Origin of the sequence: Brucella pecoris (assembly GCF_006376675.1) — a bacterium.
Lineage (GTDB): Bacteria > Pseudomonadota > Alphaproteobacteria > Rhizobiales > Rhizobiaceae > Brucella > Brucella pecoris.
Window position 1 is genome coordinate 236,198 of the sequence record NZ_VEWK01000001.1, and the last position, 20,653, is coordinate 256,850.

Below are 20,653 nucleotides of genomic sequence, written 5' to 3' on the forward strand. Positions count from 1 at the left end.
CAGTTATTCCATTTTTGATTAAAATAGATTTATTATTCTATTTCAACTGAAAAATGGAATATGCACGGGAAGGGTTAGTCGTTCTGACGTGCTGTCCCTACGGAGACAGCGAGCGCTATGGCGAGACAAAGCGTTGCGGAGAGTGAACGGAATGCACCGAAATCCACTTCCGAAACCAGCAAAGTCTGCTTGGCGGATTTACTCATAGGGCTGACAAATGTGTCGGTAATGCCGACGACGTCGATGCCCCGCGCGGCGACAGTTTCGGCCATGGCGACCGTTTCCGGTGAATAGGGGGAGAAAGTAATCGCCAGAAGCACGTCGCCTTCGCGAATAGCATGCAGGTTCTCCAGTTTGCCGACCGCGCTGTGCAGCATGGCCGGAACCTCCATCTTTTCCAGCGCGTAAGCCAGGTAGCTTGCAACGGGAAAAGCGCGGCGGATGCCAACGATGTGGATCGTCTGCGCGCTGGCCAAAAGCTGAACGGCCTTTTCCAGTGCAACCGGATCAATGGTTTTGAGCAAACCTTCAAGAGAGGTGCGACCTGCTTCGGCAAATTCGGCGAGAAGGGCGGGAGCGCTGCCTGTTGCCGTTTCTCGCAAATGCTGCAGTCTTGTTGAATAGTCAGGCCAGCCTCCCGCATAGGATTCCCGGAACAGCTTCTGCATCTCCGAAAAACCGGAGAAGCCCATGATCTGGCAGAAGCGCATGAAGGCGGAACTCTGCACCCCAGCGCCCTCAGCCATCTCGGCGACGGTCGACACTGCGATACGATCCTGGTTGGCAGCAACGAAATCGGCGCACTGTTTCAGTCTCTTCGGCAAACGGTCGGAAACCTCTAGCAGCTTCGCCTCGAATTCCTTGATATTCGTTGGAACGCTGATTGATGACGGTGTAGGGGAATCCATCATTGGCCTCTCAATATGATCTCTTGACAATCTTTATGTCACATTCTAGCAAAATGGAATAAATATTCTATAACATATCTTCGGCTGACTGAAGATGGCCAGTTTCCTGGGAGGATGAGGCAATGGTGACACGTTTGGCACTGCTCGGCGCGGGCCGTATCGGCAAGGTTCATGCCGGCGCAATCGCGGCGGACAAGCGGGCTCAACTAATCGCCGTTGCGGACGCCAACGAGGCGGCGGCAAGGGCAATCGCCGATTCTGCCGGGGCGGATGTTCGCAGCATTGATGCTATCGAGAAATCAGATGACATCGATGCAGTGCTGATATGCACACCGACAAATACACACGCCGATCTTATTGAACGGTTTGCGCGCGCCGGCAAGGCTGTTTTCTGTGAGAAGCCGATCGATCTCGATCTTGCACGCGTTCGAGCCTGCCTGAATGTCATTCACGAAACCGGTGGAAAGGTGATGCTGGGCTTCAACCGCCGTTTCGATCCGCATTTCGCAGCAGTACGCAAAGCCATCGACGATGAACGCATCGGTAATGTTGAAATGGTGACAATCACCAGCCGCGATCCAGGTGCGCCGCCTGCTGAATATATAAAGGTATCCGGCGGCATTTTCCGTGACATGACGATCCATGATTTTGACATGGCGCGTTTCCTTCTCGGTGAGGAAATCGAGAGTGTATCGGCCTCGGCCTCAGTGCTTGTCGATCCAAAGATCGGAGAACTCGGGGATTACGATAGTGCGAGCGTCATCCTGACGACCCCTTCCGGTCGACAGTGCGTTATTTCCAATTCACGTCGCGCTTCCTATGGTTATGACCAACGGATCGAAGTCCATGGATCTCTCGGCGCCGTTTCGGCGGAGAACCAGCGTCCAGTCTCGATAGAAATAGCTTCCAGAGATGGCTATAACCGCCCGCCGCTGCACGATTTTTTCATGACGCGCTATACCGCTGCTTACGCAGCGGAAATAGCCTCGTTTATCGATGCACTTGATACAGGCAAAGCACCGCACCCTTCGGCAGAGGATGGGTTGCAAGCTTTGGCTCTGGCCGAGGCGGCTCTTCGTTCGGTCAAGGAAGATCGCACTGTCAAAGTTGCGGAAGTCCTCGGATAGGGTGGTAATTTCGTTTGCCTTTTCCCGCAATCGGCTGCGATAAGCGGGATATGGCCTACAAGATCGACGATTTGCCGTTCGAAGAGTTTTTCGTACCCGTTAGCAAGGCTACGGCGGCTCTAGTGCGGCTTGACGAACGGCTTGCGCGCTCGCCCATTCGCGAGGGTATGGTCGAGCGGATGCACATGCATGATGCTGTTGCGTCAATGTGGCTTGAAGGTGAGCTCGTGCATATGGAAGACTTGGTCTTGCACGACGCCTTGATGAACAGCCGAATGCCAAGCCATGCGCTGACCATTGCGCATGCCGTGTTACGTATGCGTCGGCAGATTGCCGGTAGGTCTGCTGACTGGGCTCTGGGGTCCACCGGTATTCAGCAATTACTTGGCCGCGCTGTTAATGCCACGCCCCTCAGCGAGATTGAACCGTCCGAAGCAATGGATGCTGTCGATCCACTGCTCAACGATATTGATAGCTTGCTTGCGCGGACCGACGCACTTTTGAAAGGTGCTGCTTCAGGCAGGCCAAAACTGGACACGGCTGCGCGCGATGCGTTGCTTTATGACGAAGACTGGGATGAGGACGCACGTTTGCAGGAATGGCGGGATTGTCTTGCGGCCACAAGATATTTGCCGCCGCTTATGCGCGCTGCATTGGTCCACGATGCCTGGTTTTCTCTGGAAGTTGTGCAGCGATCATCATGGATCGGACGGTTGCTGACTGCGGCCTTGCTCCGACAGGGCGGCCTTGCAACAGCTCATTTACCGGTAATCAGCCTCGGTCTTCGCACGAAGCGACCGGATGAACGGCGTTCACCCAACCGTCCGATCCGTCTCAAGGCGTTTTTTGAAAGCATCGAAGATGCTGCCGACACGACGATGAAGGAGCACGACCGATTGCTTCTGGCGCGTGAGCAGATGCAGCGTAAGCTCAAGGGACGCAGATCCAACTCGCGATTGCCGCAACTGATGGAAATGGTTCTACACAGACCGCTTATTTCCAGTCAGATGGTGGAGAAGGAATTGCAGGTCACGCAGCAGGGGGCTTTGAAACTGATCTCGGAGCTCAATCTGAGAGAAATCACCGGGCGCGGACGCTTTCGTGCCTGGGGAATTCTTTAGCCAGGCTTCATGCATTTGCCGCGAAGATGCTCGGCGAAGAGCTGGAATTCGTTGCGGCGGGCGGCGTTGGAACGCCAGACGAGGACCAGTGAGCGGTAATTGTTCTTGCTTTCATACGGAACGATGCTCAACTCCGTTCCGCGCGTGACCCCGGCTTTGACCGCCACTTCGGGCAGAAGTGTAACCCCCATCCCGAACTCAACGAGTTGCACCAATGTCATTATGGATGTGGCGTGAACGTCGCCATCAGCTTGTGCAGGTGTGGATCCTATAGCGGCCATAACGTGTTCACGAAGACAATGCCCGGTTTCCAGTAGGAGAAACGGCTGGTCCTGCAAGTCATCTGCCTCAACCCGATCCCGATTGGCCAATGCATGATCGCGTCGTACCGCCAGAAAGAATATGTCCTGCCCAAGCTCGGCTACTTCAAACTCCTCGAGATCATAAGGACGAGCAACGAGTGCAACATCGAGCGATCCTGAACGCAAGCTGTCGAGCAGGGAGCGGGTCAGGCCTTCACGAATAGTCAATTGCAATTCGGGAAAGGCTTTGGCGGTTGCAGGCAGGACTTTAGGTAGTAGAAACGGAGCGATCGACGGAATAACACCCATCCGCAGTCTGGTCGTGAGCGGGCGCTCGGCCTGTCGTGCATGTTCGGGTAGTTCCTCGATGAGAGCTACAATAGTGCGGGCACGCGCCAGAAAGTCTTCGCCAGCGGGCAAAAGCTGCATCCGTCGACCCGAGCGGTCGATCAGCATTACGCCAAGCTCTGTCTCGAGTGCCTGAATAGCGGCGCTCAATGTCGATTGGGTAACGCCGACAACTTCTGCTGCTCGTGAAAAAGAGCCCGCTTTGACGAGAGCCATAAAATAATGGAGTTGGCGGACGCTGATATTGAGCATTGAATCTTCGGCCTTTTCCATCGTTAAAATCGATAGATTTGATCGTTATAATCGCTTTGACCGATTTAACAAGAAGCCCTATATATGACTCGTAGACGGAAAATTCTGAAAATTCAGAAATTTCCGCATAGAAACGGAATTTACAGGCAGGTATAAGATGCTCGGTATTGGCGACAAGCTCCCCTCCTTCAAGGTCACCGGCGTAAAGCCCGGCTTCAACCATCATGAAGAAAATGGTGTTTCGGCATTTGAAGAAATCACCGAAGCAAGCTTCGCGGGCAAGTGGAAGGTCATCTTCTTCTACCCTAAGGACTTCACCTTTGTTTGCCCGACCGAAATCGCAGAATTTGCGCGTCTTGCATCGGACTTCGAAGACCGTGACGCCGTCGTTCTTGGTGGCTCGACCGACAATGAATTCGTGAAGCTCGCATGGCGTCGTGATCACAAGGATCTCGACAAGCTGCCGATCTGGTCGTTTGCCGACACGAATGGTTCGCTGGTTGATGGTCTTGGCGTTCGCTCGCCGGATGGTGTGGCATACCGCTACACCTTTGTTGTCGACCCGGACAATACGATCCAGCATGTTTACGCAACCAACCTCAACGTTGGCCGCGCTCCCAAGGACACGCTGCGCGTTCTCGATGCGTTGCAGACCGATGAGCTCTGCCCATGCAACCGCGAAGTCGGTGGCGAGACGCTCAAGGCTGCCTGATCGGTCCCAATTATTGGCAGAAAGGCGGGTCAAGGCCCGCCTTTCTTTTATCTAATATCCAAAGTGACAGATACAGAGGGTTCCATGTCCATTGATGATCTGAAGTCAAAAATCCCGGATTTCGCCAAGGACGTTCGTCTTAATCTTTCGTCGATGGCAAGCGACGAAACGCTGACACCGCAGCAAAAGTACGGCCTGTTCGTCGCCTGCGGCATTGCCTCCCGCAATGTAGACGTGCGCAAGGCGCTTGTTGCAGAAGCCACTACCAAGGTCGACACCTCCGTCATTCAGGCAGCAAAGTCGGCTGCGTCGATCATGGGCATGAACAATGTCTATTACCGCTTCGTACATCTTGCGACCAACAAGGACTATCGCACCATGCCAGCGAAGCTGCGTATGAATGTGATCGGTAATCCGGGTGTCGATAAGGTCGACTTCGAACTGTGGTCGCTGGCTGTATCTGCGATCAACGGCTGCGGCATGTGCATCGATGCGCATGAGGATGTTCTGCGCAAGGCCAATATGACGTCGGAAACGATCCAGACCGCCGTGCGTTTTGCTTCGATTATCCAGTCGGTGGCTATCGCACTGGAAGCTGCTGACGCCGAATAAGAGCTGAAAGCTCCTTAACAAGAAAAGCCCGCGTGGATCGCTCCACGCGGGCTTTTTGTTTCGTAGGGTTTATTACTCGCCCCGCTTGAATGAGATGAATGCAAAACCGATCAGCGAGATGACCGCGGCCGCAGACATGTAATAGCCGACATAGTCGAAGCTATAATGCGTTGCGAGCCAGGTCGCGATATAGGGCGCAACCGAAGCACCGAGAATACCCGCCAGATTGAAGGTCAGCGAAGCGCCTGTATAGCGGACCGAGGTTGGGAACGGCTCGGCCAGAGCTGCACCGATTGGACCATAGGTGAGGCCCATCAAACCAAAGCCGATGATAAGGAATGCGAGAACGCCAGCCGTACCAGCCATGAACAAAGGTGCCATGATGAAGCCGTAGAGGCCGATCAGGACAGTGACGATGATCATGATCGGACGCATGCCGAAGCGGTCGGAAAGCAGCGCTGCTACTGGGATCATGAGCCCGAAGAAGATTACGCCAACCATCTGAAGAATAAGAAATTCCTCACGGCTGTAACCAAGGGCGCGTGTACCCCAGCCGAGTGAGAAGACTGTCATGAGGTAGAACAGGACGAAGGTTGCAACAGCACCGATGGTGCCGAGAAACAGGCTCATCTTGTGCTTCTTGAACAGAGCCGCAACCGGAACCTCAACACGTTCAGCCTTATCGATTGCCTTCTGGAATTCTGGCGTTTCAGCGATTTTCAGACGGATGAACAGACCAACGCCAACCAGCAGGGCGCTGGCGATGAAAGGAATACGCCAGCCGAATGCAAAGAATTGTTCTTCGGTGAGCAGTTCGGCCAGAAGGAGAAAGATACCTGTCGCCAGAATGAAGCCGACTGGAGCGCCAAGCTGCGGGAACATGCCGTACCATGTGCGCTTGCCTTCCGGTGCATTCTCTGTTGCAAGCAGTACTGCACCGCCCCATTCGCCACCGAGACCGAGCCCCTGACCCAGGCGGCACAGAGCTAGCAGGAGAGCTGCCCAGACGCCTATCGAATCATAGGTTGGCAGAAAGCCGATGGCGACTGTGGAGATACCCATAGTCATGAGTGCCGCAACCAGCGTCGCTTTGCGACCGACTTTATCCCCGAAGTGACCGAACAATGCACCACCGATGGGGCGGGCAAAGAATGCAATCGCAAAGGTCGCCAGAGATTGAAGAAGCGCGGAATTGCCGTCGCTCGCAGGGAAGAAGAGATGCGGGAATACGATCACCGCAGCGGTTGCGTAAATATAGAAGTCAAAGAACTCGATCGTGGTGCCGATCATGCTCGCGGCCAGAACACGGCGCGCGGAATTTTTCTGCGGAGCAACCGCTACAGCGACAGTCATTGTTTCAGATCCAATATTTGCGGGCAGTCAAAATTGGGGGGAGGAGCCCGAGATAAGGTTCTTTAAAACCGCGGAATATAGAATCGCAAGCGGAAAACGGCTTTCAAGCAATTTTATGATTTCGAATGCGATGTTTTAGAAAGAAAACGAAAGTGGGTAAAATTCTCGTCAGCGCTCCGCTTGGTCTTTTATTTGCCGTAACGGAAGACTAGATTTCCAGTGCCGTCGGTTTGGAAGCGAAGATGTATCGAGCACAGTACGATGTCGGTCTGAGGAATACAGCACGAGATCATGCGGTCTTGTGTTTGCCCTCCCGTGTGCTCATGACATTGCTATCGCTTTTGTTTCTTTTTTCGGTACAGCTTTGTTATGCAATGGCGCATGACGCGCCGTCTGTGCCGGTGGTTTCTGATGTCAGTGCGGGTGTGCCACATCACATGGGCGTCACCGGGCCATCGGCGGACGTGGGCAAAACTGCCCCGATGGATCATGGTGTCAAAACACCAAATGCTTGCGTTATGATGACATGTGGCTGTGTGTTTCAGCTCGGTGCTGATTTGCGTTCGTTTGCTCCCGCACAGGATTTTGGCTTGCCCCCGCTCGTGGCGGCTCTAAGCGGCAAATCTCCCAGAGGTGATTTACGACCTCCCATATCGCTTCAGGCTTGATCTGGAAATCGCCGCCGGGTTTTGGCGGCTATCATGATTATTGTCTGGAGACTTACCATGTCTGGAATTACACGCCGCCGCCTGCTGATTCTTGGTGCAGGGGCTGCCTTTGTTACTGCCATTCGTCCTTTTGACAGCCCGGCCCAAGATGCACATCAGAAAATGGGCCACGGTGCATCTGCCCCATCGATCGCTCCGGCCGGTCGGCCCTTGCCTCTGCCGCCACTGATCGAACCCGATGCATCGGGTGTCGTTAAACTGAAAGTACAGACCGGACGACACAGCTTTGAAGAAGGAAGCGAAGCGGCATCGGCTGGCATCAATGGTGCCTATCTCGGCCCGCTCGTCCGCTTGACGAAGGGGGAAACGGTCACTCTTTCCGTCGAAAATAGTATGGATGAAGGGACCACGCTTCATTGGCATGGGCTTTTCGTTCCGTCCATACTCGACGGCGGACCTCACAATGTGATTGCGGCGGGCAAGGCCTGGCAGCCAAAAGTCAAAGTTGAACAGCCGGCTTCGTTCAACTGGTTCCATCCGCATTTGCATGGCAACACCGCCCGTCAGGCGCATTTGGGCATTGCCGGTCTCATGGTTGTGACTGATGGAAAGGATGCTGAGCGCGGACTGCCAGAAGATTACGGTGTGGACGATATTCCACTGGTACTTCAGGATCGCCGGGTAGTTGAGGGCAACAAGATTTACGAGCCCGACATTATGGATTTGATGCACGGTTTCCGTGGCGGCAAGCTTATTGTGAACGGTGTCGTTTCACCCGAGGCACGTGTCCCTGCATCCATCGTCCGTCTGCGCATCCTGAATGGCGCCAATGCGCGAAATTTTCATGTTCGTTTGAGCGATAATCGGCCTTTGCTCGTAGTAGCATCGGATGGTGGATTTATTGGAAAACCTGAACCAGTTGAAAGGCTGACCATCAGTCCTGGTGAACGCTATGAGGTTCTTGTTGATTTTTCCAAGGGCGAGGCGGCTGACTTGCTGACCTACGGCGACGATAGCGGCGATGACGATCTGCACTTGATGCGGTTTGTCGTAGACGCTGCATTGCAGCGGAAAATCACGACGCTTCCAGATCGTCTGGACGGTCCTGATGCACCTGATGAAAAACTCTCTGTAAAGCGCCGCTCATTTTTCTTCGACGAACGTATGGCGGAAAACATGAAGCTGATGATGGCGAAGCCGTCAGCCGATCCTCACGCCGGTCATGACATGGGCAACATGGATATGGGCTCGATGCAGTCCGATGCCACCGATCACGATATGCATGGAGCCAGGACTTCCGCCGATACAGGACCAGCGCTTGAAGCTTTGACCTCGGGTGTGGAAATGGCAATTGCGGGTAAGCCGTTTGATATGGACCGCATCGATGTCGAGGCTAAACTTGGCTCCTGGGAGATTTGGGATCTTACAACGAAAGAGATGCCGCATCCGTTCCATATCCATGGAGCATCATTTCGCATTCTTTCCCTGAACGGTAAGGCCCCTCCACCACATCAATCGGGATGGAAGGATACTGCATTGATCGACGGGAAGGCCGAAATACTCGTTCATTTCGACCGCGAAGCGGCGAAAAGCCATCCATTCATGTTTCATTGCCACGTTCTGGAACATGAAGATGTGGGTATGATGGCGCAGTTCGTAACGGTATAGCCTGTAACGGGCCGTGTGACAGGCGTTTGTCACACGGCCCTCACTTTGAAGATTTTATTTTCGAACAATTTCAGACAGTGTGCGTTGTCTCTTTATCACGAACCATTGCGATCAGGAGAAAACGATGCAGCCGTTATTGATTGCTTCAGCAATGATGCTTCTGACAGTTCCCGCTGTCGCGGCAGATATGAGTGTCAAACTCTACGAAGCTCTGCCGACTGGTCAAGGAAAAGAAATCGGCATGGTCATGATCTCGCAGACTGCGGAAGGATTACAGTTCAAACCGGATCTGCATGGCCTTCCGTCTGGTGAGCATGGCTTCCATGTGCACGAAAACGGAAGCTGTGCACCTGCTGAAAAGGACGGAAAAACCATCCCGGCAGAAGCCGCGGGTGGGCACTATGATCCCTCACATTCAAAGCATCATATGGGCCCGGAAGGCGAGGGGCATCTTGGTGACCTACCCTTGCTTAAAACTGATGCTGAGGGCAATGCAACGCAAAGTGTTACGGCCTCGCGCCTCAAGTCACTGGATGAAATCAAAGGCAAGGCTTTGATGGTTCACTTGGGTGGTGACAATTATTCCGATGAGCCCAAGCCACTTGGCGGTGGCGGAGCTCGGTTTGCCTGCGGTGTGATCGAATAGTCTGGATCGAAGACCTATCCCCAGTTCTCGATGCGGATTTTGGAGCCATCGGAAAATCGCGATATATGGAACGCCGATGGATCGACGACAGGCGTTTCACCTGTAACCATGTCTGCCACAAGCTTACCAGCGCCTGGGCCAATGCCGAAACCATGCCCTGAAAACCCCGTAGCAACGATCAGCCCTTCGATGCCCGGAATGGGAGAAATGACCGGGATGACATCCGGCATCGTGTCGATGAGCCCGGCCCATTCCTGTGCTATTGTTGCCGACGAGAAAGACGGAATTGCCTGCTTCAGCTTCGCAAGTAACTGAGCGTTGGCGGCCTTGTGTGGAGCAGGGTCGAGCGTTCGGATTTTCTCGAAGATGGAGATTTGATCGGCAGGACGAAGCTTCCATTGGAACGCTTCTTCGAAGAAGCGTTCACCAAACCTGAATCGCAACGACCGCCACTCTGTAGAAAGCGACGGTATAAAATCGCGGAAGAACCGGAAGCTGTCAGGCACGATATCGGCGATTGAGCCGCCAAGACTCGCGACCGTATAACCACCGTCCAACCTCTTGCGCAGGGCAAAATCCGAAAATGCGATTGCGGCCTCCACACCGGCATCAATAGGCGCTGTACAGAATACGGACGAGCGAACTTTCAACTGCGGCAGATGTGCATTGAAAGCAGAGACAATAAGTCTGGACCAGGCTCCACCCGCAACAACCACTGCTTCGCATGGCAGGCGACCTTTTTCGGTAAGGACGGCGGTGGCACGGCCATTGGTCGTTTCGATACCGCGTACAGCACAATTTTGTAAAATGACAGCGCCATCTTCTTGTGCCTTTGCTGCAAATGCGGGAATGGCCTTTTGCGGTTCCGCACGACCGTCGAGCGGCGTAATCATGCCGCCGGCAAGGCGACGATTGATCCCCGGTGCAAGTGCTGCAGCTTGTTTGGCGTTGAGAAGTTCCGTTTCGATATCATGCTCGCGGGCGATCTTGATCCACTCGGCATAAAGAGCCATTTGCTCTTCTTTTTCAGCCGTGTAAGCAATTCCGGTAACGTGGAAGCCGGTTTCGCGGCCTGTGCGCTCGTTCATGCTGTCCCATAGCCGCATACTCTCGACGATGAGCGGCATTTCGCGGCTGTCACGACCCGTGCGGCGGCACCAGCCCCAGTTACGGCTCGATTGTTCACCTGCTATCTCTCCCTTCTCAAGAAGGGTGACGGGAATACCGCGTTCGGCCAGGAAAAGGGCGGTAGAAACACCGATGACGCCGCCGCCAATGATGGCGATCTTGGTTTCTTGCGGCAAGCTTTCTGCTGTCGCCACCTTATCCGTGACCGGCCCCATTTCGGTATTCTCCTGCAATGCGATTGGGTGATTTGGCATGTGGAAGCATTGCGAACATGGCTCGCTTTTCATTCGCGATCAACCAGATAAGCCGTTCTAGAAATACTTAATTACGATATTCCTGAGATATTCTATCCTGTTTTGGTAGCTTTCCGGAGAATGTGTCTCTATATCCGCCTGAATAGCAATCTGGATACGCGATCTTGCTTATGGACGCACGCAACCCGCACGACGAAAGACAGGTTTCCGGTCATTCCGGTCCGGCGCTAACTTTGTCCGATATTAGCCGCCAGTTTGGTGCTGTGCGTGCTCTCAACGATGTCTCTCTCGATGTTCATGCAGGCGAAATTATCTGCCTGGTTGGTCATTCCGGCTGTGGCAAGACTTCCTTGTTGCGCATCATTGCCGGTATTGATGCCCCGGACAGCGGAACGCTCACGATGGGGGGCAAGACATTTGTCGGACCGTCGGTTTTTATTGAGCCGGAGAAGCGAAACGTTGGTGTCGTCTTCCAGGACTACGCTTTGTTTCCGCATCTGACGGTCAAGGAAAATATCGTCTTTGGCTTGCGGAGCATGTCCCGAGACGAAGCGAATGAGAGAACGCGTGAACTGCTGGAACTGGTGTCGCTCTTTCATATGGCGGATCGTTACCCGCATATGCTGTCAGGTGGCGAACAGCAGCGCGTTGCGCTCGTTCGGGCTCTTGCGCCGAAACCACATCTTCTGTTGATGGACGAGCCATTTTCAAATCTTGATAGAGGTCTGCGCGCGCGGGTTCGTCATGAGACGGTAGCCTTGTTGAGGGAGCTTGGTACAACGGCGATTATCGTAACCCATGAGGCTGAAGAAGCGCTGTCTACCGGGGATCGTGTGGTCCTGATGCGAGCTGGCGAGATAGTACAAAGCGGCACGGCGCGCGAACTGCATGACCGGCCAGCGAACCGTTATGCAGCAGATTTTTTCTGTGACTTCAATGTAATACCGGGAAGAGTCGAAGGCAATAAGTTGGTCACTCCTTTTGGAGGGCTTGCCATAGCAGAGCAACTTGAGCCGAATACCGAAGCGTTCGTTTATCTGCGTCCGCGTGATTTCACCATTCTGACCGATGGTGAGACCAGCGAAGCTTCATTCCACGGCCATATCGAATCCCGTACGTTTCTCGGTGAAATCGAGGAGCTTGTCGTACAGGTGACGAATGCGGTTCCCCGCCTGCGGGTACGTACAGAACTACGGCTTCCGGCATTGGCTAACGAGATTGTTCTATGCCCACAATGGGATAAGGCGCTTGTTTTCCCCAAGTGACAGAAAATATCTTCGCCAAGACCGTAAGGGTAATTGACCGTCAGTGAGCCTCCCCGTATAACTTGATTAGTTCGCTCATAATTCAAAATGAAACAGGTCCATTGGAGGTAAAATGTCCAAATTTGCGCGTTCCGGTCTCGCTCTCGTCGCAGTAACGCTGTTCGCAGGAGCCGCCCACGCAGATGAAGTGAACATTTACACGACACGCGAGCCGGGCCTCATTCAGCCCCTCCTCGACGCTTTCAAATCGTCCACTGGAATTACGGTCAATACGGTGTTTCTGAAGGATGGTCTGGCAGAACGTGTGGCCTCTGAAGGTACAAATTCGCCCGCCGATATCCTCATGACAGTGGATGCCGGTAATCTGGTCGATCTTGTCGACAAGGGCCTTACCCAGCCGGTCGATTCCAAGGTGTTGAAGGAGGCTGTGCCGGAGCAGCTTCGCGATGCGAAGGATAACTGGTTCGCGCTGTCCATGCGCGCTCGTGTTGTCTATGCAGCCAAGGACCTCGAGCTCGACAAGATCAATTATGAAGACCTCTCCGATCCGAAGTGGAAGGGCAAAGTCTGCATCCGTGCAGGCCAGCATCCTTACAATACGGCTCTCTTTGCGGATTACATCGCGCATTATGGTGCGGAAAAAACAGAAGAATGGCTCAAGGGCCTCAAGGATAATCTCGCGCGCAAGGCTGCAGGCGGGGATCGCGACGGCGCCAAGGATATCCTCGGCGGCATTTGCGATATCGCGGTGGCCAATTCCTATTATGTCGGCCTGATGCGTTCAGGCAAGGGTGGTGACGAACAGAAGGCCTGGGGCGAGGACATCAAAGTCCTGCTGCCAACCTTCAAGGATGGCGGCACGCAGGTCAATATCAGCGGCGCGGCTGTCGCAAAGCATGCACCTCACAAGGAAGAGGCAGTCAAGTTGCTTGAATACCTTGTCTCCGATGAGGCGCAACAGATCTATGCGAAGGCCAATTACGAATATCCGGTCAAGCCGGGTGCGCCACTTGATCCGATCGTGGAATCGTTCGGCGAGCTTAAGATTGACAACGTTCCACTGTCCGAAATTGTCAGTCACCGCAAGCAGGCGAGCGAACTGGTCGACAAAGTCGGTTTCGACAACTAAAAGCCGATTGAATTAAGCAGAATGGCGCCGGTGCAGTTCATGCGCCGGCGTTGCACTATAGAGAGACCAATGGAAGCTTTTGCAACCCTGCGGAAACGAGTTTTGCAACCGGCAAGGGCAGGGCGCAATTGGCTATGGCTCTCGGTCTTCATTGCGGTTCTGGTGCTGCTGCCGGTCCTCGCTCTGGTATTGGAAGCCATGCGTGGCTCAACCGGGCTATGGACGCATCTGTTCGCTACCAACCTTCCAACGGCCTTTCTCGAAACAATAGTTCTGCTTACCGGCGTCGGCATTATCGCTGCGGTTGTTGGAACATCGACAGCATGGCTGGTGACAGCTTATGATTTTCGTGGGCGTGGCGTGCTGGAATGGGCGCTTTTGCTGCCATTAGCCGTGCCGACTTACATTATCGCCTATGCCTATCTTGATATTCTGCACCCCGTTGGTCCGGTACAAGGCGCGGTCCGTTTCGTGCTGGGATATGATAGTCCGCGCCAGTTTCGGTTGCCCGATATCCGTTCGATGGCAGGATGCATTATTCTTCTGGGTTTCGTCCTCTACCCATATGTCTACATCCCGACGCGAGCTATGTTTCTCACCCAGTCCGCCAGCCTCATTGATGCGGCAAGAACGCTGGGTGTTAGCCGCAAGGGTATCTTCTGGCGGGTTGCCTTACCGCTTGCACGGCCTGCTGTAGCGGTCGGAGTTAGCCTGGCCTTGATGGAAACATTGAATGATGTGGGCGCTGCCGAGTTTTTGGGCATTCGCACATTGACCGTATCGATTTACACGACCTGGATAACGCGTTCTGATTTGCCGGGCGCGGCCCAATTGGCACTCGCTCTCCTGTTTCTGGTCGTTGCGCTTGTTTCAATTGAGCGCTGGGCGCGGCGAAAACAGCGCTTTGCTTCCAATATTCGCCATTCGCGCGGTTTTGAGCCATTGAAGGTTAGACGAGGGCAGGCCGCTTGGTTGTTCTGTCTCTGCTCGCTGCCAGTTATCGCTGGATTTGTTCTGCCTGCGATCTATCTGGTCGCGGAAGCCATAAAGCGTGTTCGTTTTGCTGGCGTGTCCCCGCGATTGGTCGGTGAAGCTTTCAATACAATCATCCTGGCTTCAGTAGCGACGGTTCTGGTGTTGGTTTGCGGAATGCTGATTGCCTATGCTGTCCGGCTTTTTCCGGGCGCGATTTCGCGCTGGTCTTATCGCCTGTCGACGATGGGGTATGCGGCGCCTGGAACCGTAATCGCAATCGGCATTCTGGTAGTTGCTGGCGGTTTCGATCACCTCTTCAATCAGGTTACATCACATTTCTTCGGATTTTCGTCAGGGTTGGTACTGATCGGAACTGGCGCGGCCGTCGTCTACGCCTATGTCGTCCGATTTCTTGCCATCTCTGCGGGTGGGATCGATTCCGGATTGGAACGCATACCCTTGTCGCTGGATCATGCGTCGCGCACATTGGGGCGTGGGGTGACGCAGACATTTTGTGCGGTTCACTTGCCGTTGTCCAAAACTGCTATCGTGGCGGCAGGCCTGCTTGTATTCGTCGATTGTGTAAAAGAACTGCCTGCAACGCTTTTGCTGCGCCCGCTCAACGTTGAAACCTTTGCGACACATCTTTATGGTGAGGCCGCGCGTGGGACTTACGAGGAAGCGTCTATTGCCGCACTTGCTATTGTGGTGGTCGGAATTTTGCCCGTGATATTGCTTGCTCGTGTGGGAAGGCGCTTTGGAAAGCGTCCGTGATCAGTTCTTGCAACATCAGCAAACGCAGATCGATATATTCCATAATTCAGAATTGCTTAAATAGTTATTGGTACTTTGAACAAGGGAACAAAGCACAGTCTGAGTGATGCTTCTGGTTGTATATTTATAACAGGACACTTCGGACAAAGGCGGGGTGGCATGTTTAAAGTCCTGGAATGCGTCACAGTACAACATGATCAGCCTTTTGTGGTCTTGGCAGCGTCCATTTCATTCGCGAGCATGTTCGCTTTTTTTCTGTTGCTTGTCCGCGCGCGGGAATGCACGGAAAGCCGCCGCGACAATTGGCTAGCAATCAGTGCGTTCGCGGGCGGACTGGGCGTATGGGCAACCCATTTCGTGGCCATGCTCGCTTATAGCGGTACTGTGGCAATCGAGTTCGATGTCACAAGCACCGTTCTTTCGGCCGCGATAGCTGTGCTCGGCTTTTGGATAAGCCTGCGTCTTCTCAACGGGGCAACATTCAAACACGCTCTGATCGTTGCCATTTCAGCGACGTTATCGATTGCAGCAATGCATTTCACAGGTATGAGTGCGATCAAGGCGGCGGCCGATGTCCACTATGATTTTCCACCGATTGTGGTCGGCAGTATAACATCGGTTATGCTTCTATTGGCTGCGTTCTGGCTTGTGACGAATGCTTCCGGATGGATGCGCATTTTGCTTCCGACTGTTGGAGGAATACTGGCTGTTTGCACGCTCCATTTTACAGCGGTTGCGTCAACTGAACTCGTTCCGAACCCTACCCTTCCAGCAGCCGATCCACTCGGTATCGGGCGTCTGTGGTTGATCGGAGCCATAGCAGCAGTTGTCTGCATCGTAGCGCTGACGACAACGGTTGCTGTATTCGTAGATCGTTACATGACGGACCTGAAAGGCTTTGCGAACGCCACATTAGACGGACTGGCTGTTATCCGTGATGGCGGAATAGTCGAAATGAATGCTCGGTTTTCCGATCTCCTGCGGCGCAGTGAAAAGGCGCTTGTCGGTGTTACGCCGGATACTCTTTTACTGGCGGCTGACGGGCTTCCAGTTTGCGCTCCGCGTGTTGAAGCAATTGAAGCTGCGCCCCGGTTTCCAAACGATGAGCGGATCTTTGAACTTGCGGTTCATACGATCGAGTATCAGGGGCGTCCGTGTGAGGTTTTGGCCGTCCGTGATCTTACAGAGAAGCGTGCGGCCCTGCGCCAGATCGAACATATGGCACGGCACGACGCGCTCACGGGTTTGCCCAACCGCATGTTCTTTGAGGAGCGTCTTGCGAATGCTGTAGCGCGCTGCAGTCGCGAGCCTTTCGCCGTGCTGGCGCTCGATCTGGACCGGTTCAAGGCTGTGAACGACATTTTCGGCCACGCCGAAGGCGACCGGGTGCTGAAAACCGTGTCCAGCATCCTGAAGCGAGCTATTAACGGTATAGACACGGCTGCGCGGATCGGCGGCGACGAGTTCATTATTCTGCAAGTCGGTGTGCCGCAGCCCAAAGGTGCGCGGAAACTCTCCGACAAAATTCTGGACACTTTCCGGTCGGAACTGAATACAGTGCTCGATCCGACTGCTGTCGGCGTCAGCATTGGCGTTGCGATATATCCGAACGATGGGAAGGACGCTGAAGCAATCAGACACGCGGCAGACATTGCGCTTTATCGGGCAAAGACCGAGGGACGTGGTACGGTTGCGTTCTATTCACCGGAAATGGATCGGGAGATTCGAGAGCGTCGCCAAATGGAGGCAGATTTGCGCCATGCGTTGGTCCGTGGGCAGATCGGTATTGCCTATCAACCATTGTTCGCGACTGCCGATGGAAGCTGCACGGGCTATGAAGCTCTGGTTCGCTGGAGCCATCCAGAACGCGGCCAGATACCACCTGAGGTCTTCATCCCTATCGCCGAAGAAACAGGGACAATTGTGGCGCTGGGCGAGTGGGTTCTGCGCGAAGCTTGTCGCACGGCGGCCGGATGGGAAAACCATCTGACTATTGCGGTCAATCTGTCACCTGTGCAGTTCCGTCTGGTCAATCTGCCGGATACGGTCAGTTCGGTTCTTGCAGAGACCGGTCTCGATCCAGCGAGACTGGAATTGGAAGTAACGGAATCTGCCTTGATGAAGGATCGATTGACGACACTCGAACTGTTGCGACGAATGAAGAAGCAGGGTGTTCGCATCGTTATGGACGATTTTGGCACCGGTTACTCATCGCTTAGCAATCTTCAGAGTTTTCCATTCGACAAGATCAAGATAGACCGCAGCTTCATTACCAGTATGGAAACCGATGGTAGTGCGAGAGCTATTGTGCGAGCCATTGTTGGATTGGGTCGGAGCCTCGACCTGCCCGTCGTAGCTGAGGGTATAGAAACCTTTGATCAGCATAGGATGGTGATCGAAGAGGGTTGCGAGCAGGTTCAGGGTTTCCTCTTCGGTCGTCCGGCGAACGCACCAGCTTCTGTGGATCCTTCTTCGAAGTCTCCCAGCAAAAAGGGTGGCGGGCAAGTAAAGGCGAGATAAAAAATGTTGTGCTTGTGAATAACTGCTCGACCTCGGTGTTTTCGAGGGCTCTTTGCTGTGCCAAATTGTTACAAATCTGTTATTTTATGCGACTGTAAGTGCTGTGTTGCAGGAATATGTCAACGAGCGAAAACCGAAAATTTCCTAGTCTTTGGAAGGGGTTGCGCGGTGTTCGAGGTGCCGGGACATTACGAATAGAGCAACGTTTTCAACACGATATTTCGCGTGATCGCAATAATAAGTGAATTTATTCGGAGGAGCTTTCCATGCTTGTAACACGTTGCGGCCACAAAGCGAAAGCTGAATAGGACGAACAGTAACAGTATTTCGGATCGTGAGACAAACCCAGTGATGGATTTCTTCGATCTTAAGCTTGGTTAAGTGGATGATGGAAACAATGCTTACTTCGCAACAATGGCTTCCGGTCGAGTTGCTCAATATCGGGCTGGCTGCTGCCCTTTTCTTTGCCTGCCTTGTTCACTCATTGTGGAAGGCCGTGTTTGACGAGCTCAATCCGGTTTTCTGGCGACGTACGGCCGCACTGCTCTGGGCTGGTATTTTCATTGTCGCGCTGAGCGGAGGGATTGAAAGCTTCAACTGGCCGCAGGCCATTGGCTGGCTTCTCGTTCTTGGCGGCGTGGTTGCGACGGTTACGCGTACCGGTATGAGCTACTATCGCCAGTATTGTGCCCATACATCACGCAGCGTACATTCGGGCCGCACCCGACTTTCAGGACGGTGATCGCCATGTTTGCAAAGACCATCGAAATGCCTTTGCGGCTTCACCGCCCCTATAGCCTGCGCTCGTTCTTTATGCGCGCTTTTGCTGCTGCACGATCCCGTAAATATTCGTAGATCGGGCACCTGACCGGCAGTAGCCCAGAATGGGGCCTTCAGCTTCATCGAGCGCCGCTGCCATTGCATCTACATCTTCTTGCGTCAATTGTCCGCCGACAACCGGGATGTAATAAGTTGCAAGTCCCGCTTTTTCGGCGACACGTGCAATTTCGCTAAACTCGGGTTGTTCGGCCCCGCCTTCGCCATCTGGTCGATTGCAGATAATCGTTCGAAATCCCTCCGCCGCAATATCGCGTATATCGTCGGGCTCGATCTGGCCCGAAACCGAATAATTGTCGTCTACCTGGCGAATTTCCATATTTTCCTCACTTGCCGTTCAAATTGCGACGGCTTGTCCGGTGGCAACTTACATTAAAGTTGTTTTCATGCCACATGAAACTGTTGGGAGAATGGATGCGATGACAGGCGAGCGATTAAGATGACGATCCACAAGGTTAGCCAAAGTGCTACACGTCTCGCGCATCGTGTATCGAGCTTTCACAAAGGCACGCGCATGGTGCCGGAAGAAGTGCCCGTGGCGGTAAGCTATAACGGTTCAACACAAGCTGTGATGATGGCTACCCCTGACAATCTTGAAGATTTCGCGATCGGCTTCACGCTTACCGAGAATATCGTGGACCATATTTCCGAGATAGAAGCGATAGAGGTCGTAGCCTTTGAGAAAGGTATCGACGTGCAGATCAGGCTGTCTGAGCGCCCGGAGCAGAGGCTTGCCGCGCGACGCAGATTTATGGCCGGACCTGTCGGTTGTGGACTTTGTGGGATAGATTCAATCGATCACGCCTTGCGGCCACTTGGGGTACTGGATCGAGACGGTGGAAAATTCACCTCTCATGATATTTCGATGGCCGTTAAATCTCTTGCGGAAAGGCAGGAGCTGAATGCTCAAACCCATGCAGTTCACGCCGCAGGTTTCTATGTGCCGGGCGAGGGGCTTATTGCTGTACGCGAGGATGTCGGGCGCCACAATGCACTGGATAAACTTGTCGGCGCTGTCTCGCGTATAGGCGCTTCACCACAAGACGGTATCGTTGCGATCACCAGTCGCGTCTCGGTCGAAATGGTACAGAAAGCTGTTATGTTCGGCACGTTTGTTCTGGCGGCTATTTCCGCGCCAACGGCTCTCGCCATTCGAACTGCCGAAGAAGCTAATCTGACGCTTGTTGCATTGGTACGGGGAGATGAGTTCGACATCTATGCCCACGAGGACCGCATCGCCGGAGAATGACCGGCCTTCTGCGAGGCCGGTCAGCCCATCCTTATACGAGGGTCGCAATACGGCTACGCTCGCCAACGATCTGTAATACCGCGTTCGCCGCTTCCTCACCCTTCACTTTGAAGTGCGCATGAAAGAAGTCGTGGTGTTCTTTGCTTTCGTGGAAATGATGTGGCGTCAGGACGACGCTGAGTACTGGAACTTCAGTTTCGAGACTAGCTTGCATCATGCCGTTGATAACAGCGGTTGCCACGAAATCGTGCCGATAGATACCGCCATCCACTACGAAGGCCGCGCCGACGATGGCCGCATACTGACCAGTCTTTGCGAGGGTTTTGGCATGAAGGGGGATTTCATAGGCACCCGGAACGTCGAAGATATCGACTTCAACGTTTGTACCGGCCTTCGCAGACAATTCTGCGATAAAGCTCTTGCGGGATTCGTCGACAATATCGGCGTGCCAACGAGCCTGAATGAATGCAATCTTGAATGACGTCTTGTTCGGATAGCTCTGGTTCATAGGTTCCTCACGAAACTAGAATCAGGGCGCACAAAAGAACGCAAAGACAGTACCTGAATGGCACAATCCTGACGCTCAATCGCTCTCTTCCATCCGGACTTTAACCGTCGGCTCCGGCATCTCACCGGATCTGCTGACCCTGAACTGAAGCCGAATCGGCTTCCATGCAGGCGCTCGCGGGCTCGAAGCTTACGCTTCATACCGCCGGTGGGGAGTTTCACCCCGCCCCGAGAACAAACTCGCACACTATTATGCGAGCGGCGCGAAACTATGCCCTTGTCCAAAACTTGTCCAGTG

Annotated in this window: 19 protein-coding genes and 1 riboswitch; of the genes, 13 read left to right on the plus strand and 6 right to left on the minus strand. The window is 53.8% G+C overall.

Annotation, left to right across the window (positions count from 1 at the left end; translation table 11 throughout):
• Nucleotides 1–74: 74 nt before the first annotated feature.
• Nucleotides 75–908: a MurR/RpiR family transcriptional regulator gene (locus FIB18_RS01090; protein ID WP_140019381.1), complete on the minus strand. Its 834-nt coding sequence runs from the start codon at nucleotides 906–908 to the stop codon at nucleotides 75–77.
• A 122-nt stretch (nucleotides 909–1,030) separates the two neighbouring features.
• On the opposite strand from FIB18_RS01090, the gene iolG reads away from it, so the two are divergent.
• Both iolG and FIB18_RS01100 read left to right on the plus strand, forming a co-directional pair.
• Nucleotides 1,031–2,035, plus strand: a complete 1,005-nt coding sequence (gene iolG, locus FIB18_RS01095; protein WP_140018991.1) for an inositol 2-dehydrogenase — start codon at nucleotides 1,031–1,033, stop codon at nucleotides 2,033–2,035.
• Between the two features lie 50 nt (nucleotides 2,036–2,085).
• Complete coding sequence (locus FIB18_RS01100; RefSeq protein ID WP_140018992.1) at nucleotides 2,086–3,156, plus strand: RHE_PE00001 family protein; 1,071 nt, start codon at nucleotides 2,086–2,088, stop codon at nucleotides 3,154–3,156.
• Here the strand turns inward: FIB18_RS01100 and FIB18_RS01105 are convergent.
• Nucleotides 3,153–4,058: a hydrogen peroxide-inducible genes activator gene (locus FIB18_RS01105; protein WP_140018993.1), complete on the minus strand. Its 906-nt coding sequence runs from the start codon at nucleotides 4,056–4,058 to the stop codon at nucleotides 3,153–3,155. The two genes, FIB18_RS01100 and FIB18_RS01105, sit on opposite strands and share 4 nt — an antisense overlap.
• A gap of 157 nt (nucleotides 4,059–4,215) precedes the next feature.
• Here FIB18_RS01105 and FIB18_RS01110 point away from each other — a divergent pair, with 157 nt between their 5' ends.
• Together FIB18_RS01110 and FIB18_RS01115 are read left to right on the plus strand one after the other, a co-directional pair.
• On the plus strand, nucleotides 4,216–4,770 hold the full coding sequence (locus FIB18_RS01110) for a peroxiredoxin (protein ID WP_006469087.1): 555 nt from the start codon (nucleotides 4,216–4,218) through the stop codon (nucleotides 4,768–4,770).
• Nucleotides 4,771–4,854: 84 nt separating this feature from the next.
• Nucleotides 4,855–5,382 (plus strand): carboxymuconolactone decarboxylase family protein, encoded by a 528-nt coding sequence (locus tag FIB18_RS01115; protein WP_140018994.1) that lies wholly within the window; start codon nucleotides 4,855–4,857, stop codon nucleotides 5,380–5,382.
• Between the two features lie 72 nt (nucleotides 5,383–5,454).
• Here FIB18_RS01115 and FIB18_RS01120 read toward each other — a convergent pair whose 3' ends face one another.
• Nucleotides 5,455–6,735, minus strand: a complete 1,281-nt coding sequence (locus FIB18_RS01120) for an MFS transporter (RefSeq protein WP_140018995.1) — start codon at nucleotides 6,733–6,735, stop codon at nucleotides 5,455–5,457.
• Between the two features lie 242 nt (nucleotides 6,736–6,977).
• Here FIB18_RS01120 and FIB18_RS25100 point away from each other — a divergent pair, with 242 nt between their 5' ends.
• The 3 genes from FIB18_RS25100 to sodC all read left to right on the plus strand — a co-directional run bounded on the left by FIB18_RS25100 (nucleotide 6,978) and on the right by sodC (nucleotide 9,717).
• A complete protein-coding gene (locus FIB18_RS25100) occupies nucleotides 6,978–7,403 on the plus strand; it encodes a hypothetical protein (RefSeq protein ID WP_140018996.1) in 426 nt (141 codons plus the stop codon).
• A 57-nt stretch (nucleotides 7,404–7,460) separates the two neighbouring features.
• Complete coding sequence (cueO, locus tag FIB18_RS01130) at nucleotides 7,461–9,071, plus strand: multicopper oxidase CueO (RefSeq protein ID WP_140018997.1); 1,611 nt, start codon at nucleotides 7,461–7,463, stop codon at nucleotides 9,069–9,071.
• Nucleotides 9,072–9,195: 124 nt separating this feature from the next.
• Entirely contained in the window at nucleotides 9,196–9,717 is a 522-nt protein-coding gene (gene sodC / locus FIB18_RS01135) for a superoxide dismutase family protein (protein WP_140018998.1), read from the plus strand.
• 14 nt (nucleotides 9,718–9,731) lie between these two features.
• On the opposite strand, the gene FIB18_RS01140 is transcribed toward sodC, so the two are convergent.
• Entirely contained in the window at nucleotides 9,732–11,060 is a 1,329-nt protein-coding gene (locus FIB18_RS01140; RefSeq protein ID WP_140018999.1) for an NAD(P)/FAD-dependent oxidoreductase, read from the minus strand.
• A 209-nt stretch (nucleotides 11,061–11,269) separates the two neighbouring features.
• On the opposite strand from FIB18_RS01140, the gene FIB18_RS01145 reads away from it, so the two are divergent.
• From FIB18_RS01145 to FIB18_RS01165, 5 genes are all read left to right on the plus strand, one after another.
• On the plus strand, nucleotides 11,270–12,364 hold the full coding sequence (locus tag FIB18_RS01145) for an ABC transporter ATP-binding protein (RefSeq protein WP_140019382.1): 1,095 nt from the start codon (nucleotides 11,270–11,272) through the stop codon (nucleotides 12,362–12,364).
• A gap of 112 nt (nucleotides 12,365–12,476) precedes the next feature.
• Entirely contained in the window at nucleotides 12,477–13,493 is a 1,017-nt protein-coding gene (locus FIB18_RS01150; RefSeq protein WP_140019000.1) for a Fe(3+) ABC transporter substrate-binding protein, read from the plus strand.
• A 69-nt stretch (nucleotides 13,494–13,562) separates the two neighbouring features.
• Complete coding sequence (locus tag FIB18_RS01155; protein WP_140019001.1) at nucleotides 13,563–15,242, plus strand: ABC transporter permease; 1,680 nt, start codon at nucleotides 13,563–13,565, stop codon at nucleotides 15,240–15,242.
• A 159-nt stretch (nucleotides 15,243–15,401) separates the two neighbouring features.
• Nucleotides 15,402–17,762, plus strand: coding sequence for a bifunctional diguanylate cyclase/phosphodiesterase (locus FIB18_RS01160; RefSeq protein ID WP_140019002.1), 2,361 nt, complete (start codon nucleotides 15,402–15,404; stop codon nucleotides 17,760–17,762).
• 397 nt (nucleotides 17,763–18,159) lie between these two features.
• Nucleotides 18,160–18,504, plus strand: coding sequence for a hypothetical protein (locus FIB18_RS01165; RefSeq protein WP_140019003.1), 345 nt, complete (start codon nucleotides 18,160–18,162; stop codon nucleotides 18,502–18,504).
• 69 nt (nucleotides 18,505–18,573) lie between these two features.
• Here FIB18_RS01165 and FIB18_RS01170 read toward each other — a convergent pair whose 3' ends face one another.
• The gene (locus tag FIB18_RS01170) at nucleotides 18,574–18,918 is read right to left on the minus strand and encodes a TIGR01244 family sulfur transferase (RefSeq protein WP_140019004.1); all 345 of its coding nucleotides are present in this window, start codon (nucleotides 18,916–18,918) and stop codon (nucleotides 18,574–18,576) included.
• Nucleotides 18,919–19,038: 120 nt separating this feature from the next.
• Here FIB18_RS01170 and fdhD point away from each other — a divergent pair, with 120 nt between their 5' ends.
• Nucleotides 19,039–19,848 carry a formate dehydrogenase accessory sulfurtransferase FdhD gene (fdhD, locus tag FIB18_RS01175; RefSeq protein ID WP_140019005.1) on the plus strand — a complete coding sequence of 270 codons (810 nt, stop codon included), beginning with the start codon at nucleotides 19,039–19,041 and terminating at the stop codon, nucleotides 19,846–19,848.
• Nucleotides 19,849–19,879: 31 nt separating this feature from the next.
• Here fdhD and FIB18_RS01180 read toward each other — a convergent pair whose 3' ends face one another.
• Entirely contained in the window at nucleotides 19,880–20,356 is a 477-nt protein-coding gene (locus tag FIB18_RS01180; protein WP_140019006.1) for a 6,7-dimethyl-8-ribityllumazine synthase, read from the minus strand.
• A gap of 77 nt (nucleotides 20,357–20,433) precedes the next feature.
• A riboswitch (FMN riboswitch) is annotated at nucleotides 20,434–20,595 on the minus strand.
• Nucleotides 20,596–20,653 lie beyond the last annotated feature (58 nt).